Source organism: Sorangium sp. So ce295 (assembly GCF_051527405.1).
GTDB classification, from domain to species: domain Bacteria; phylum Myxococcota_A; class Polyangia; order Polyangiales; family Polyangiaceae; genus Sorangium; species Sorangium cellulosum_B.
This window is the reverse complement of sequence record NZ_CP150324.1, coordinates 4,631,984-4,648,486: the sequence shown is the minus strand read 5'-3', so window position 1 is coordinate 4,648,486 and position 16,503 is coordinate 4,631,984. Positions and strand designations below refer to the sequence as shown.

Here is a 16,503-nt window from a genome sequence, read left to right as displayed (position 1 = left end):
GGGCCGGCGCTTTTGCTAAAGGCCAAGGCCGGCTCGGCCCATGACCAGGATCAGCGCGCGAGAGCTCGCCGGCACGAGCGGCCCCTTCGGCCGCGGCACGCCGGTGGTGCGCCCCGCGGAGGTGCCGGAGGGGTCGGTCGTCACCGTGCTGCGCGTGCCGCCTGAGTCGGCAGGCATGCGGCTCGACCGGTTCGTACAGACCCAGCTCAAGCGGACGAGCCGCACGCGCGCCGCCGAGATCGTCGCCCGCGGCGCCTACTCGCCCGAGGCGCGGCGCCTGCGCGGCAGCGATCGCGTCCGGCCGGAGCAGTGCATCCTCCTCTGGCGCGAGCCGTGGGACGAGCAGGCGCCCGACACCCCGATCCCGGTCCTCCACGAGGACGACGCGCTGCTCGCCATCAACAAGCCGGCGGGCCTGCCGGTGCACCCCACGGCGCGGTACCACAAGAGCACCGTGATCAAGATGATGGAGGCCGCGCGCCCCGACGAGCGGCTGTTCCTGGCCCACCGGCTCGACCGGGAGACGAGCGGCGTGCTGCTGCTCTGCCGCACGCCCGAGGCCGACCGGACCGTGAAGGCGCAGTTCGAGGAGCGCACCGGCGTCGTCAAGCGCTACGCCGCGATCGCCTGGGGCTGGCCCGAGCACGATACGTTCCGGGTCGAGCTGCCGCTCGAGCTCGACGACGCGAGCCGCTACAAGGTCAAGATGCGGGTCGCGCCGCCGGGCCGCGGCCTCGCGTCGGCCACCGCGTGCGAGGTGCTGGGCCGCCGCGCCGATCCCCTCACCGGCCGGCGCTACGCGCTCATCCGCTGCACGCTCGAGACCGGCCGCCAGCACCAGATCCGGGTCCACCTCGCGGCGAGCGGCCTGCCGCTCGTCGGCGACAAGCTCTACGGCCCGGACGAGGGCATGTTCGCGCGCGGCGCCGACGGCGAGCTCACCGACGACGACCGCCGCGCGCTCGAGCTCGACCGTCACGCCCTCCACGCCGGGCTCCTGGAGCTCACGCACCCGATGACAGGCGAACGCGTGCGCATCGAGGCGCCGCTCTCGGACGATCTGCGCACCTTCTGGGACGCGCTCGACGCGTGATCCACGCGGAAGGCGGAGGATCCAGCGCGGGCCACCCCTCCGCTCGTGTGTGTGCGGGGTGACGCTTGCGGGACGCGATGACACCGGTGGGCGAGGCGGCGCCTGCGGCGCGCCATGGACGCTGCAACCGGAGCCCCGCGCGAGCGCGCTCGAGCGCCTGCGGATCTTGTGCCGAAGTACCGACTTACGTACGATGGCCGAGATGACGCGTGCGCGAGACGACCTCGAGGCGCTGCGGGATCCAGCGCTCCGGTCCACACCGCTCGAGGCCGAGAGCACCGCCCAGAGCACGACATCCGGGCCGGTGCCTGGTCCGGGAGAGACGAGGCAGGACGCGGCGGCGCCCTCTCCAGGAGAGCCTGCCGGCGCCGGAGAACCGCGGCAGGCAGGCCCGGAGCGGGCCGCAGCGGCCTCATCGGCCGGCGCCGCGCCGCTGCAGGCCGACCCGCGGGCCCGGGGCGACGAGAGCCTGGATCGGGAGCGCTACGAGCGGTACGCGATGCCGGCGAGCGACCTGCCCGCGGCCAACGTGCAGGCCTTTCGCGGCGACGCGAGCGGGGTGCTCGCGATCGTCCGGCGCGCCGTGCAGTCCGTCACGCGCGATCCGGCGCGCCACCGGCGCCGGCTGCCGAAGTCCCGCTTCGACGCGATCCGCAGCTTGCCGGAGCTCGCGATGGCGCTCGACTACGCGGTGACGCGCATGCAGCCCGAGAGCGCGCCGCCGCCCGAGATCGTCGAGAAGCTCGATGTGCTCTACGGGGTGCTGCGCCCGACGCTCGCCACGGCCGAGGTGTACTTCCCGCGCAGCATCGTCCCGGAGACCTTCGGCATCGTCCGGCGCGCGCTCGTCGCCGGCGATCCCGCGAGCGCGACGGCCACCATCACCAACCTCATCCTGGACCGGTGGAGCCACGTGCAGAGCCGCATCCCGATCACCAGGGAGGAGCTGACCCAGCTGAACAGCACAGCGAAGTGGCTGCTCAGCAACACCCGCCCGCCCGAGCGGCTCGACTCGAGGGACATCCGCGATCGGCTGTGGTCGCTCCTGCGCGAGCGCTACGAGCAGCTGCGGGCGATCGCTCAGGAGGTCTCGGGCGACGACTCGCGGGAGTACGCGCCCGAGCGGCTCGCGGCCGATTGATCCGGCGCGCGGGGCCGCCCCGGCGCGGCGTGGAAGCCCGGCCAGGTCCGGACGGACTTCCGGGGGGCGGGGCGGGTGTACCGCACCGCGGGCCCGATCTACGCTGCCGCCATGCAGGAGCTCCGCAAGACGACCTGTAACCGCGACTGCCCCGACGCCTGCAGCATCGTGGCCACCGTGGAGGACGGCCGCGTCGTGCGCCTCGGCGGCGACCCGGACCACCCGATCACGCGGGGCTTCCTCTGCTACCGCACGTCGCGCTTCCTCGAGACCCAGTACTCGCCCGAGCGGCTGACGACGCCGCTGCTCCGCAAGGGCGGCGAGCTCACGCCCGTCTCCTGGGAGGAAGCGCTCGACACCGCGGCCGAGCAGCTCCTCACGATCCGGCGCGAGTCGGGCCCGGCCGCGATCTTCCATTACCGGAGCGGCGGCTCGCTCGGGATGCTCACGGGCATCGCCGACGCGTTCTTCGCGCGGTTCGGGCCGGTCACGGTCAAGCGCGGCGACATCTGCTCCGGCGCGGGCGACGCCGCGCAGCTCACCGATTTCGGCGAGGAGGACAGCCATGATCTCGCCGATCTCCGGAGCGCCCGGCACATCCTCCTCTGGGGCAAGAACGTCTTCACCTCGAGCCCTCACACGCTCCCGGTGCTGCGCGAGGCGAAGGCGCGCGGCGCGGAGCTCGTGCTCATCGATCCTGTGCACCACAGGACGGCGTCGCTCTGCGGGGCGTTCTACCAGCCGCGCCCCGGCGGCGACTTCGCGCTCGCGATGGCCGTCGCCCGCGTGCTCTTCGACGAGGGGTGGACCGACCCGCGCGCCGCGGACTACTGCGATCACCTCGACGCCTTCCGCGCGCTTGCGCGCCGGAGCTCGGTCGCCGCGTGGTGCCGCGAGGCCGACGTGCCCGAGCGCGCGGCCCTGGACCTCGCGCGCCGCCTCGCCGAGAGGCCCACGGCGATCCTCGTGGGCTGGGGCATGGGCCGGCGCACCACGGGCGGTGCGATCGTGCGCGCCCTCGACGCGCTGGGGGCGGTGAGCGGGAACCTCGGCATCCCGGGCGGCGGCGTCTCGTTCTATTTCAAGCGGCGCCGCGCGTTCGACCTCTCGCCGTTCGAGGGCGAGCGCCCGGCGCCCCGCACCGTGTGCGAGCCCCTGCTCGGGCGCGAGGTGCTCGGGATGAGCGACCCGCCGATCCGCGCCGTCTGGGTGACCGCCGGCAACCCGGTCGCCATGCTGCCCGAGTCCGACACGGTCGCGGAGGCGCTCCGGACGCGTGAGTTCGTCGTCGTGGTCGACTCCTTCCTCACGGACACGGCGCGGGTCGCCCACCTCGTGCTGCCCACGACGACGCTCCTCGAGGCGGACGACGTGGTCGGCGCCTACGGCCACCATTACCTCGCCGTCGCCACGCCCGTGGTCCCGCCCCCGGCCGGGGTGAAGAGCGATCTCGAGATCATGCAGGCGCTCGCGCGGCGCGTGGGCCTCGGCGGCGCGCTCGACGGCAGCGCCCGCGACTGGAAGCGGCGGGTCACCGAGCCCAGGCTCGCGCCGCTCGGCGTGACGCTCGAGACGCTGGAGCGCGGGCCGGTGCGCAACCCGCTGGCGCCGAAGGTGCTGTTCGAGGACCGCAAGTTCCCGACCCCGAGCGGCCGGGTCAACCTCATCACCGAGGCGCCCGAGGAGCGCGTGGATCCCGACGCGAGCGAATTCCCGCTGCTGCTCATGGCGCTCTCCACCGAGAAGTCCCAGTCGTCGCAGTGGGCGCGACCCCAGCGCGGTCCGGCCGTCGTCACGGTCCACCCGGACGCGGCCGGCGGCGTGCCCGACGGCGGCGCCTGCCGGATCACGTCGCGCGTCGGCGCCATGACGGCGCTGCTCCGCCACGATCCTGCCCAGCGCCGCGACGTCGCGCTCCTCCCGAAGGGAGGTCACCTCCGGGACGGCCGCTGCGCCAACGCGCTGATCACCGCGCGCACCACCGACATCGGCGAGGGCGGCGCGCTCTACGAGGAGCGGGTGCGCGTCGAGCCGATCGACCCGCCGGCGCCCCTGCCCTAGCGCGCGGCCCGCGCGGCGGACGCGGCGCACGCGAGATCCCCTGGCCCGCGCGGCCGGCGGTCTCTTACGCTCGCGCGATGGCGAGAGAGCTGCCTGCACGGTTCGGTATCACACCGCACGCGGCGCGCCGCCTCGCGAACCGGCAGATCGCGATCGGCGCGTCGATGGCGCTGGTGGGCGCGGGAGTGAGCGTGACGGGGCTCGGCAGCGTCGCGGCCGGAGTGCCCTTCGGGATGGCCGGCGCGCTCCTGATCGCGATCGGGCTACGCGCCCGATCGATCGGCGTCGCCGTGCAGGTCGTCAACAAGGCGTACAACCTCGCGGCTTCCGGCCAGCGCGAGGACGCCGCCCAGCTGCTCGACTACGCGGAGGCGACGTGCCGCTCGCGCTACGTCCTGCGCGTCATCGACGTCCAGCGCGCGCTCGCCGCCATGCAGCGCGGCGATCTCGCGGGCGCGCTCGCCCGCGCCGACGCCGCGGTGACCCGCCGCACCGACCCGCTCTCCTTTCACCTGGAGCACGCGACGATCGCCGCGGCGCGCTCGCTGAGGGCCCTGCTCCGCGCCTCGACGAGCGATCGCGACGGCGCCGCGGCGGACATCGAGTTCGTGCGGACGAGCGCCCTGGCGTCGCCCGAGGTGCGCGCCCGCGCGGAGCTCGCGGCCGCGGTGCTCCTGGAGCGCTCGGGCGACAGGGAGGCGCTGCGGGCGCACCTGCTCCGCGAGCGGGGCCTCCTCGTCGAGCACACGCGCCCGCGCGAGCGCGCCCTCGTCCGCGCCTACCAGCGCATGCTGAAGGCGAAGGCGAGCTCGGTCTACCGCACCGGCGCGAAGCGGGAGCCGGAGGCGGGAGGCGAGCTCTCGGCGGCGGACTGGGCGGCGCGCATCTCGCCCGACGCGGCGCCGTTCATGCGCGCCCCCGCGCTGGCGGCGGGCGGTGTGGAGGAGCTGTCGCGCGCGGAGGTGGACCGCGCCGACGCCTCCACGCGCGCCGCGGCGGAGGGGCGCGCCGGGAGCAACCGCCAGCCGGCGACGAAGGCGGCGCGCCGCACGGTGCTCCTGTGGGTGGCCCTGGTGATGCTGTTCCTGGGGGTGTGGCAGTTCTTGAGCCCCGATCAACCGCCGGTGGCGCCTGGGGTCGAGCGTTTGCCAGCGAGGCTGATCGTCCGACCGCTCTCGATCGTCGTGGCGTTGCCGATCTTCTTCATCGTGATGCTCGTCGGGGCCGTGCTCGTGAACATGGCGCGCGCGCGCAAGCTCTCGCAGCGCTTCATGGCCGCCCAGATCGCCGTCGCGAAGGGCGAGGAGCAGCGGGGGAAGGGTGAGCTCGAGGCCCTCACGCGAAGCAAGGTGCCCGCGGCCGCGGCGCAGGCGCACCTCGCGCTCGCCGAGCTTTCGGAGCGACAGGGAGAGCTCTCCGCGGCGCTCGCGGCGTGCGAGGCGGGGCTCGCGCGGCTTGGCACCGAGGCGGCGCGCGCGACGGCGGCGGACATCCTGTTGCCTGCGCTCCTGGCCGAGCGCGCGTTCCTGTTCGCGGCGATGGACCGGCGCGCCGACGCGCGCGCCGAGATGGCGCTGCTCGCGGAGCGGTACGCGTCGTACCCGTTCCTGGAGAGGGCCAGGATGCGGGTGGCGCTCGCGCTGCGGGCGCGGGAGGGCGACATCGCCGGGGCTGCGCGCCTCACCGAGCGAGACGCGGACCTGCCGCTGAACGCGCGCGACGAGCTGCTCGCCGACGTGTGCCGCGCGGCGGCGAGCCCGGGCGCCGCGGGCGCTGGCGAGGTGGAGCGGCTCCGCGAGGAGCTCCGGCTCGACGCCGCGAGCCGGCGCTGGCTCTCGGCGGTCGCGCCGGCGGCGCTCGCGGCGTTCGAGCGCCTGAGGGAGCAAGGCGACGCGGACGAGCTCGCCGGGGCCGAGGCCCTCGCGGAGAGGGAGGCGCTCGCCGAGGCCGAGGCGCTCGCGGAGCGCGCCGGGGTGCGCCCGCGGGACGCCGGGGCGGCGTGAGCGCCGCGGCGCCGCGGCGTGGGAGCGGCCTCAGGCGCAGCCGCGCAGATCCTCGCGCCGGACGAGCGCGGCGCCCGATCGATCCACGGCGCGCGTCGCCGCTCAGTTTCCTCGAGCAGGCGTCCGCATCGGCTCCCTCGGCCTGGTCCGCTCGGGGGGCGCGGCGGCCGAGCCCTCCACGGCGTCGCCGATCTCGCGCGCCACGTCCTCCACGGTGCGCAGGCTGATCCTCCCGGCGAGCACCAGGGTCGCGCCGATCTCGCTGCAGTCGATGGGATCCAGCCGCACCGGCGACGCGAACGCGTTGACGGCGGCCATCTGCCCGGCGGCGTAATCGAGGCGCGCGCCGAACACGAGGTCGCCGTACCGGGTATAGGAGACCAACCCGAGCGACGCGTGGGCGCCGCTCATCCGCTCGAAGAAGAGCTTCGACTCGGCGGACATGGGGCCTCGCAGGCTCGACAGCGCGTTGAAATCGGAGGCGACGCCGCCCACGAGGCTGAGGTCGCGCGTGAGGAACACCTCGGCGCCGAGCCCGACGTTGACGAGGGGCGCCGCCGCCTCGACGATGTCGAGGCGGCCTTGCGCCCGGCTCGTCACCGCGCCCCCGGCGATCGCGATCTCCTCGCGATCGGCGGTGATCCGCGCGAACTCGCGCTGGCCCATGTAGAAGAAGCCGTCGAGCTCCAGCCGCAACCTGCTCCACTCCGCGCTCGCGCCGACCGCGACGCGGGCTGGAGAGGGGGCCACGAACGCCCCTTCACCGGCCCAGTAGCGCGCCGCCGCCGTCCCATCGGCGCGCGTGTCGACGTAGCTCGCGTCCAGGGAGTCGACGGCGTGAACGCTGGGCGTCCGCAGGCTGATCCCGGCCGAGAACACCCGGCTCAGCCGGTACGTGACGCCGAGGTGGGCGAGGAGGTCCCATGAATCGCCCGAGAGCGCGGCCTGGTAGGTCGCGTTGCTCGCCGAGCCCGCGCTGGTGTCCTCCACGAGGCTGGCGACGCCGAGCGAGCTCGTGTAGCGGGTGCGCACGAGCGAGAGCGAGGCGCCCACGGCGAGGCGCGAGGTGGCGCTGTAGCTCCAGGAAGGGCCGGCGCTGAAGCGACCCCACGCGTAGCGGAGCGTCTGGGCCTGGCTCACGCGCCGCGAGGCGGACTCCCCCGAGAATCGCAGCGCGTCGAACCCGAACTCGTTCTCCTCCGTCTTGCCGAGGCAGGCGGCGACGACCTGGCGCCCGACCGGCACCCGCGTCGAATCCGCGCCTCGTGCGCCGCTCTTCCAGTTGAAGAAATAGCATGTCGCGTCGGGGAGGCTGTCCACCCCATGATCGCTCACCGACGTGCGATCGAGCCGGAGATCGCCGTAGAGGCCGGGGTCGACCGGCCCTGGCTGGTGCCACCGTTGCAGTGTGCGGTGCGCGTAGCGGAAGAACGCCGACGAGAACGCGATGTTCCGGTCCTCGATGCGGACGATCGTGGCCGGGTTCAGGAAGGGCGCGGCGCCGTCGACGCCCAGCACGACCCCCGTGCCCCCCAGGAGCGCCGATCGCCCGCCGAGGAGCGCGGATTCGTACCTTCCCTGCGCGCGCGCCTCGCCTCCGTCGATCGTCCCGAGCAGCGCGCTGACGAGGCCGAGCAGCGCTCGGCGCGCTCCGGAGCAGCGAACCAGGGCGCGCGGGCTCGGCATGGCAGGCGCCAGCATGGATCACAGCGCCGTCGCCGCAATGGCGGCAGCGCCCGCCCGTCCACGGCCCCCTCCCGAGGCGACGTGCTCCTGCCCGATCCTCGCCCGCAGCGCGGCGTGTCCCTGCGACGCCGCCCCGCGGTCTCTCTTGAGTCGCCGCTGGAGGGTGCGAGAAGTAAACTGCAAGGGATGTCTGATCCGCTTCGCAGAGATGGGTCCGCCATGCCCGCGCCGCCCCTTGCCCCGCTGAAGGCCGTTGATCTCGAGGACGAGCGGCTGAAACGCTTGAACGCCCTCGGGCATTTTCTGGACAACTCCATCCGTATCCCTGGAGTCGGCTACCGGGTCGGCTACGACGCCGTGATCGGGTTGATCCCTGGGGTCGGCGATCTCATCGGTTTCGCGCTCTCGATTTACATCGTGCTCGCGGCGACGCGTTACCGTCTCCCCGCCTCTGCGGTGCTGCGCATGGTGCTCAACGTGGGCCTCGAGACGCTGCTCGGCACGGTCCCACTCGTAGGCGATCTCTTCGATGCGACCTACAAGGCGAACGCGCGCAACCTCGACCTGCTGCGCGCCCATCTCGCGGCGCGAACGCAGGGCGGCGCGCCGCCCTCCAATCTTCGTTTCTACGCCGGCCTGTTCCTGGCGCTGGCAGGCATCCTCGCCCTGGCGGCTCTCATGCTCTTCTCGCTGACAAGAGCGCTACAAGCCCTCTTCGGCTCCTGACGCCCCCATGCCCCCGCACCCCCTGCGGCGCGCCCAGCTCAACCCGCCTCCCCTCTCCACGACGGCCGCCTCCCCTCTTTACAACGGCCGCTGCCCCATCTGCCGCGGCCCCGGCCCGAGCGGGGTGCACCCGCACAGGAGACGGGCCCAGATCGGCGTTTTCGGCGCGGAGGCGTACTCTTGTACGCCGAGCACCGAAAACGCCGAGGTGGGCCCGTATCCGAAGCGGGCGCCCCCCGCTCAGTTGCGGGAGCTGATGAAGAGGCGGAGCACATGCCAGAACAGCATGGCGACCGACGCGAAGAGCTCGAGGGCGGCGCCGACGTACCGGTCCTCGGGGAAGTGGTGCAGGATGTTCGACGTGTCGTACAGGATGGCGGCCCCAGCGAACGCGACCATGGCGACGCTGAAGAAGGTGCCCAGCTGGAAGCCGAACAGCGCGCCTGCCGCGATGAGGACGAGCGCGCAGATGGCGCCCCAGCGCAGGAGCGCCCCAAGGAACGAGAAATCCTTGCGGGTCACGAACGCGATCGCGGTGAGCCCGGCGAAGCCGGCCATCGTGGCGAGCCCAGCGCTCTGGATCGCGCCGGGAGCGACCATGTCCGCGATGTAAAGGAGCGGCACGAAGACGATCGCCTGGGCGAGCACGAAGCCGCCGAGCGCGGCGTACTGCGCAGGCTTCGATACCGACGTGTGCGCCGCGCGGCTGGCCAGCCAGCTCACGAGCATGAACGCCCCGAGAACCAGCAGCCAGCTCGTGCCCATCATCGCCCTGGCGATGACCGAGGCGATGCCGGTCTTGAACAGCGCGACCTCGATCGCAGCGAAGAGGACGATCGCACCGAACAGGTGGTTGTACGTTCGCACGATGAAGCGCTCGCGCGACTCGGCACCGGCGCGGAGCACCGACGAGCGTGTCCCGTATCCTACGTAGTTCTGGTCCATGTTCCCTCTCTGGTAGGCCTCGACTCTAGCACGTGAAGCACGCTGCATGCCCGCGGCGAGGCGGCCGGGGGACGAGGCGCAGCGCCACGACGTCGCGAGCGCCGGCGCCTGTGCAGGGGCCCTCCGCCGCTCGCCGGCTCCCGGGAAAGCCGGCCGGCCCGCAGGTCCCCCACGGCACCGCTCAGGGCCCCCCGGAGCCCGCGGCGCCCGCCGCACGATGATGGAAATGCGGACGTCGCGCCCTGCGTCCTGTCGAAGTCTCCCTGGAAGAAGGGATTAAATCCCCTTCGGGATCTTGTCGAGGTCCACCTGGGAGAGCGCATGCCGGATCAGCGCGCTCCTGTTGGCCTTGGTCATCCCGCGCGCCTTGAGCGAGCTGACCATCTCGTCCAGCCGCTCGAGATCCTCGGTGTACATCGAGATACAGATGACCTTGTAGTGCTGCGGTCTCTCCGGCGCCGGCGCAGCACCGGGCTCGGATGCGGCGCCGCTCGTCCGGGCCTTCGCGCGCACGCGAGGCGCTTCCGTGGGCGTATAGAACGCCCCGGACAAAACACCTTCCACTTCATCGCGATCGAGCAGCGCCCGCGCGGCGCCCCCGAGATCGCCTTCGCTTTTCATTGCTTCCTCCAGCTCCCCTGCCCGGTCGAGGCTCCGCGACTGCGGGCCCTTCATTCAGCGAAACCCCGCGTCCGCGGGTCCTTCATCCAGCGGGACTCCGCGTCCGCGGGTCCCTTCATCCAGCGGGACTCCGCGTCCGCGGGTCCCTTCATCCAGCGGGACTCCGCGTCCGCGGGTCCCTTCATCCAGCGGGACTCCGCGTCCGCGGGTCCCTTCATCCAGCGGGACTCCGCGTCCGCGGGTCCCTTCATCCAGCGGGACTCCGCGTCCGCGGGTCCCTTCACGCCCCCGCCGCCGCAGCGCCCGGCCGCTCGGTGGCCGCATCCCCCCGGTCGACGCTCCACGCTGTCCCGTCGCGCGCCGCCCCTGCCTCGGAGCCCGCCGTGCCGCGCTCGCGGCTCTCGATGATGCGATCGACCACCGCGAGGTAGTCGTCCGCGGCAGGGGTTCCCGACGCGTACTCGAAGATCGTCTGCCCTTGCGCGGGCGCCTCCTTGACCTTGATCGCCTGCCGGATCGGCGCGAGGCAGCGCTCACCGAAGTGCTGCTTCATCGTGCTCACCGCCTCGCGCGCGATCTTCGCGCGGCCGTCGTAGAAGGTCGGCAGCACGCCCCAGATCTGCACCGGGTGATGCAGCAGCGCGTTCACGTTCTTCACCGTCTTGATCACCTGCCGGACGCCGACGAGCGACAGATAGTCGCACGCGACCGGGACGAGCACGCTGTCGGCGAACACCAGCGCGTTCTGGTTCATCAACGACAGGCTCGGCGAGCAGTCGAGCACCACGTAATCGTACTCGGCCGCCGCAGCGGAGAGGCGATCCGAGAGCACGCGGTCGCGGTTCTGGCGCCCTGCCAGGTAGAGCTCCGCCGCGGCGAGCGTCTCGTTGGACGGCAGGAGATCCAGGTTCGGTCGCACCGTCTTGGTCGCGTCCGCGACCCGGAGCCCCATCACGAGCACGTGATAGAGCGACCGCTCCGCGCCCGCGCCGAGCGAGACAGAGACGTTCCCCTGCGCGTCGGTGTCGACGAGGAGCACCCGCTTGTCGCGCGCCGCGAGCCCGGCCGCCACGCTCACGGCCGTCGTCGTCTTGCCCGTACCGCCCTTGTGGTTGAACACGGCCAGGCAGCGGGGCACCCCGGCCGGGCGCTGCGGCGGCTGCGCCGGCCGCTTCGCGCCCCCTGCCGGTGACAGGGGCACCGCGACCGCGCCCTGCCCTTTGAGCTCCGCCGGGCGAGCGGCAGACGCGGCCGGCGCAGCCCGCCCCGTCGCCTCGCCCTGGGCGCTCGCCCGAGCCGCCGGCTGCGCCGGCTCACCTGCCGCCACGGCGGAGCGCGACCCGCCTCCTGCCAGCGGCGCTTCGTCCACGGTCGGCGTTGCTCCCTCGGCCGGCGCCGCGGCCGCCGCCGCGATGTCGCCGAGCCGCACCCCCTTCGCCTCACGGACCAGCTGCGTCCGGCACCCCAGCGAGCACGCGTAGTGCCGGCGCCCGGCGACGTAGAGCACCTGGGACACGAGATCCGGTGGAAACCGCTTCGCGCACGCGTCGCACGTGGCGAGCGCGGCGCCATCCTCCCCGCCGAGCTGGCTCTTTTCCAGGCATTTCTGCGAGCAGAAGAAGGAGAAGCCGCCGTCCTTCTCCTCCATCTGGTACCGGAACTGGACCTCGAATCCGGTCCCGCACACGCTGCACGTCTCGCTGATTCCGCCCACAGCTCGCTCCTTCGCGCCGCGCACAGCGCTTTGCCCAGGCGCAGCGTTGACCATCATCACAGTCAAGGCGCAAAGGTCAACTTTTCTGCGAGCGTGACCCACCCTTCCGGCGCAAGGGCGTGGGAGCGCACGCATCCCGGGACAGAGGCGCGAGGCGGTTCAGTCACGGGACCTCGGCGCCAGACCAGCTCAGTGACGGAAGTGCCGGGCCCCGGTGAACACCATCGCGATCCCCGCCGCGTCGGCCGCGGCGATGACCTCCGCGTCCTTCACGCTGCCGCCTGGCTGCGCGACCGCCGTGATCCCGTGCTCCGCGGCGAGCACCACGTTGTCCGGGAACGGGAAGAACGCGTCCGACGCAAGGACGCTCCCACGAGCCCGCTCGCCCGCCTTGCTGCAGGCGATGCGCACGCTCTCGACCCGCGACATCTGTCCGGCGCCGATCCCGACCGTCCGCCCCGGCATCGCGAGCACAATCGCGTTGGATTTCACGTGCTTGCAGACGCGCCAACCGAGATCGAGCGCCTCGATCTCCTTCTCCGTCGGCGCGCGCTTCGTCACGACCCGACCGCCGCGCACCTCGCCGGCCGCCGAGGCATCCCGCTCCTGGACCACCAGGCCGCCGCCGACGCGCTTGAACGTCAGCTCCCGGTGATCCGCGGGCAGGAGCGCGCCGGTGGCGAGCACCCGGAGGTTCTTCTTGGTGCGGAGCACCTCCAGCGCCTCGGGCGTATAGGCGGGCGCGACAACGCACTCCAGGAACGTCTCGACGAGCACCTCGGCAGCAGCGCGGTCGACCTCGCGGTTCAGGGCGACGATCCCACCGAAGGCGCTCACGGCGTCCGCGTCGCGCGCCGTCCGGTAGGCGGCCGCGAGGCTGTCGCCGGTCGCGACGCCGCACGGGTTCGTGTGCTTCACGATGACCGCGGCGGGCTGCGCGAGCTCGCGCACCGCCTCGAACGCGGCGTCCACGTCGACGAGGTTGTTGAACGAGAGCTCCTTGCCGCCCGCGCCCAGCGACTCCGCCAGCGCGAGCGACCCCGCGGCCGCGCCCCGCTCACGATAGAACGCGCCGGACTGGTGCGGGTTCTCGCCGTACCGGAGCGGATAAGCCCGCTCGAGGGCGAGCGTGAGGAAGCGCGGATAGGCCTCGCGCTCCGCCGCGTTCGGCTCACCTTCCTCGGGGAGCGAGGAGAGGTAACCGGACACCATCCCGTCGTAGGCCGCCGTGTGCGCAAACGCCTTGGTGGCGAGCCGGCGGCGGGTGGCGCTCGACACCTCACCTTGCCTGTCGATCTCGGCGAGCACAGCATCGTAGTCGGCCGGATCGACCACCACCGCGACGCGCGCGTGGTTCTTGGCCGCGCTCCGCACCATCGACGGCCCGCCGATATCGATGTTCTCGATGATCTCGGGGTGCGTGACCCCCGGTTTCCTGACGGTCGCCTCGAAGGGATAGAGATTGCACACAACGAGATCGATCGGCGCCCCGCCGAGCCGCGCGAGGTCCTCGTCGTCGATCGCGCCGCGCATCAGGATGCCGCCGTGCACCCGCGGATGGAGCGTCTTCACCCGGCCATCCATGACCTCGGGAGAGCCGGTATAGGCCTCCACCCCGATGACAGGCACGCCGGCGTCGGCGAGCGCCCGCTGCGTCCCCCCGGTCGAGAGGATCTCCACGCCCTTCTCCGCGAGCCGCCTGGCCAGCGGGAGCAATCCCGTCTTGTCGGATACCGAAATCAGTGCGCGTCGAATCATTGCGACGCACAGCTAGTGCGTCTCTGCGGCGACCGCCAGCCCATCCGACGGCGCCGCGCTCACGCGCCGGGCGGCGCGGCCGGCGTCGGCTCGCCCGCCGCGGCCGGCGGCGCCTTGACCGGCGCCGCCTCGGCGACGAGCTCGCCGTCCCGGTACTCCAGGACGCCCTTGGGCGGCCCGAAGATCGCATAGGCGTCCGGCAGGATGAGCGCCTCACGGAGCACGTCGTCGACGTGCTCGACGAGCACGAGCCGCAGCGCCTTCAGCACCCGCCGCGGCACGTCCCGGAGGTCCTTCCGGTTCTCCTTCGGCAGGATGACGGTCGCGATTCCGCCGCGGTGGGCCGCGAGCAGCTTCTCCTTGAGCCCGCCGATCGGCATCACGCGCCCGCGCAGGGTGATCTCGCCCGTCATCGCGAGATCCCTCCGGACAGGCACCTTCATGAGCGAGCTGACGAGCGCGGTCACCATCGTGACGCCGGCGCTGGGCCCGTCCTTGCGGACGAAATCCGGGAAGTGAATGTGGATGTCGACCTTCTGATAGACGTCCGCCTCGAGCCCGAGGCGGTCGAGGCGCGAGCGGACATAGCTCATCGCCGCGTGCCCGCTCTCCTCCATCCCCTTCTCGAGCAGCCCGGTGATCACGAGCTTGCCCTTGCCCGGCACCACCGTCGCCTCGGCCGGGAGCAGATCGCCCCCGACATTGGTCACGGCGAGGCCGTTCACGAGGCCCACCTCGTCGCGCTCCTCGCGCCGGCCGAGCCGGTACTTGGGGACGCCGAGGTACTTCGGGATGCTCTTCGCGACGACCTCGATCGGCTTCTCCTTGCCGTCGGACACCACCCGCCTGGCCACCTTGCGGCAGACGCTCGCGATCTCGCGCTCCAGCGAGCGAACGCCGCTCTCCTTCGTGTAGTGGTGGATGATCGTCCGGAGCGCGCCCTCCGTGAAGTCGAGCGACACGTCCTCGAGGCCGCACTCCTTCCGCTGACGGGGCACGAGGTACTTCACGGCGATGTTCAGCTTCTCGAACTCCGTGTAGCCCGAGAGCTGGATGACCTCCATGCGGTCCTGGAGCGGCACCGGGATGCCAGAGAGCGTGTTCGCCGTCGTGATGAACATCACGTCGGAGAGGTCGTAATCGAGATCCAGGTAGTGGTCGTTGAACGTGTGGTTCTGCTCAGGATCGAGCACCTCGAGCAGCGCAGCCGCCGGATCCCCGCGGAAGTCGGTCGACATCTTGTCGACCTCGTCGAGCAGGAACACGGGGTTGTTCGTCCCGACCTTCTTGAGCGACTGGATCAGCTTGCCGGGCAGCGCGCCGATGTACGTCCGCCGGTGGCCGCGGATCTCCGCCTCGTCGCGCACGCCGCCGAGCGACAGCCTCACGAACTTGCGCCCCGTCGCGCGCGCGATCGACTTCGCCAGGCTCGTCTTGCCGACGCCGGGCGGCCCCACGAAGCAGAGCACCGGGCCCTTGAGCTTCTTCGTGAGCGCCTGGACCGCCAGGTACTCGAGGATCCGCTCCTTGATCTTCTTGAGGCCGTAATGGTCCTCATCGAGGATCCGCTCGGCCTCGACGAGGTCATAACGCTCCTCGCTCTTGTCGTACCAGGGGAGCTCCAGGATCCAATCGATGTAGTTGCGCACCACGGTCGCCTCGGCGCTCGTGGGGTGCATCATCTTCAGCTTCTTGAGCTCCTTCTTGACCTTCGCGGCGGCTTCCTTGCTCATCCGCTTGGTCTTGAGGGCCTCTTCGATCTCCTGGATCTCGTTCTTGAACTCGTCGCGCTCGCCGCCGCCCAGCTCCTTCTGGATGGCCTGCATCTGCTCGTTGAGATAGTATTCCTTCTGCGTCTTCTCCATCTGCTTCTTGACGCGACTCCGGATCTTCTTCTCCACCTGGAGAATCTCGATCTCGGCCTGCATCAACTCGATGAGACGCTCGAGCCGCTTCTGCGGCTCCTCCATCTCGAGCAGCGCCTGCCGGTCGGTCAGCTTGATGGTCGGCAGGTTGGCGATGATGGTGTCGGCCAGCCGCGAGGCCTCGTCGATGGCCTGCACCGCCATCAGGACCTCGGGCTGGATCTTCTTGTTGAGCTTGACGTACATCTCGAACGTCGACTGGACCGAGCGCATCAGCGCCTCGACCTCGACGCTCGCGACCGAGCTCTCGACGATCTCGTCGTACTCGATCAGGAAGTACGCATCGCTCTGGACATAGCGGCGGATGCGCGCCCGGCGCTTGCCCTCGATGAGGACCTTGACGGTGCCGTCCGGGAGGCGGAGCAGCTGCATGATCGCGCCGACCGATCCGACGCCGAAGATGTCGTCCGGCGTCGGATCGTTCGTCTTCGCGTTGCGCTGCGCGGCGAGGAAGATCTCCTTGCCGCGGTTCATCGCCTCGTCGAGCGCGGCGATGCTGCGCTCACGCCCGACGAACAGCTGCGAGACCATGTGTGGAAAGACGATGATGTCGCGAAGCGGGAGCAACGGGACGATCCCGCGCTCGGGTGCGTTCTTGCCGCGATCACTGTCGTTCTTGAAGAACATCCGCCGTCTTTCCGGGAGTATCGGGAGGTCGGGGCACCCCCGCCTCGGTTGTCACAAATGCCTTGATCTGATGCTGAACTTCCGCCGGCTCGCCCCGCTGCCCTCCAGGGACACGCGGCGCCGGCGCGCTCGGAGGGGCCTCCGGGGGCGAGGGCGCAGCTCGGTCCGCGCCTCGCGCCCCGGCCCGCCGCCCCCCGGGGGCG

11 protein-coding genes are annotated in these 16,503 nt (G+C 71.9%); 5 read left to right on the top strand and 6 right to left on the bottom strand.

Going from position 1 to position 16,503, the window contains the following annotated elements; translation table 11 throughout:
• The first annotated feature begins 40 nt into the window (after positions 1–40).
• From WMF11_RS17600 to WMF11_RS17585, 4 genes are all read left to right on the top strand, one after another.
• Positions 41–1,093 carry an RluA family pseudouridine synthase gene (locus WMF11_RS17600; RefSeq protein ID WP_437978255.1) on the top strand — a complete coding sequence of 351 codons (1,053 nt, stop codon included), beginning with the start codon at positions 41–43 and terminating at the stop codon, positions 1,091–1,093.
• Between the two features lie 202 nt (positions 1,094–1,295).
• Positions 1,296–2,234: a hypothetical protein gene (locus tag WMF11_RS17595; protein ID WP_437978254.1), complete on the top strand. Its 939-nt coding sequence runs from the start codon at positions 1,296–1,298 to the stop codon at positions 2,232–2,234.
• Between the two features lie 111 nt (positions 2,235–2,345).
• Positions 2,346–4,295: a molybdopterin-dependent oxidoreductase gene (locus WMF11_RS17590; RefSeq protein ID WP_437978253.1), complete on the top strand. Its 1,950-nt coding sequence runs from the start codon at positions 2,346–2,348 to the stop codon at positions 4,293–4,295.
• A 77-nt stretch (positions 4,296–4,372) separates the two neighbouring features.
• On the top strand, positions 4,373–6,298 hold the full coding sequence (locus tag WMF11_RS17585; RefSeq protein WP_437978252.1) for a hypothetical protein: 1,926 nt from the start codon (positions 4,373–4,375) through the stop codon (positions 6,296–6,298).
• Between the two features lie 102 nt (positions 6,299–6,400).
• Here the strand turns inward: WMF11_RS17585 and WMF11_RS17580 are convergent, their stop codons facing one another.
• Complete coding sequence (locus WMF11_RS17580) at positions 6,401–7,984, bottom strand: hypothetical protein (RefSeq protein ID WP_437978251.1); 1,584 nt, start codon at positions 7,982–7,984, stop codon at positions 6,401–6,403.
• A 219-nt stretch (positions 7,985–8,203) separates the two neighbouring features.
• On the opposite strand from WMF11_RS17580, the gene WMF11_RS17575 reads away from it, so the two are divergent.
• Positions 8,204–8,710 carry a DUF4112 domain-containing protein gene (locus WMF11_RS17575; RefSeq protein WP_437978250.1) on the top strand — a complete coding sequence of 169 codons (507 nt, stop codon included), beginning with the start codon at positions 8,204–8,206 and terminating at the stop codon, positions 8,708–8,710.
• Between the two features lie 240 nt (positions 8,711–8,950).
• On the opposite strand, the gene WMF11_RS17570 is transcribed toward WMF11_RS17575, so the two are convergent.
• The 5 genes from WMF11_RS17570 to lon all read right to left on the bottom strand — a co-directional run bounded on the left by WMF11_RS17570 (position 8,951) and on the right by lon (position 16,300).
• A complete protein-coding gene (locus WMF11_RS17570) occupies positions 8,951–9,655 on the bottom strand; it encodes a Bax inhibitor-1/YccA family protein (protein ID WP_437978249.1) in 705 nt (234 codons plus the stop codon).
• Between the two features lie 276 nt (positions 9,656–9,931).
• On the bottom strand, positions 9,932–10,276 hold the full coding sequence (locus WMF11_RS17565; RefSeq protein WP_437909526.1) for a hypothetical protein: 345 nt from the start codon (positions 10,274–10,276) through the stop codon (positions 9,932–9,934).
• 280 nt (positions 10,277–10,556) lie between these two features.
• Positions 10,557–11,990, bottom strand: coding sequence for a ParA family protein (locus WMF11_RS17560; RefSeq protein ID WP_437978248.1), 1,434 nt, complete (start codon positions 11,988–11,990; stop codon positions 10,557–10,559).
• Positions 11,991–12,179: 189 nt separating this feature from the next.
• Positions 12,180–13,748: a bifunctional phosphoribosylaminoimidazolecarboxamide formyltransferase/IMP cyclohydrolase gene (gene purH, locus WMF11_RS17555; protein WP_437909524.1), complete on the bottom strand. Its 1,569-nt coding sequence runs from the start codon at positions 13,746–13,748 to the stop codon at positions 12,180–12,182.
• Positions 13,749–13,807: 59 nt separating this feature from the next.
• Positions 13,808–16,300 carry an endopeptidase La gene (gene lon, locus WMF11_RS17550; RefSeq protein ID WP_437553053.1) on the bottom strand — a complete coding sequence of 831 codons (2,493 nt, stop codon included), beginning with the start codon at positions 16,298–16,300 and terminating at the stop codon, positions 13,808–13,810.
• Positions 16,301–16,503: the final 203 nt, after the last annotated feature.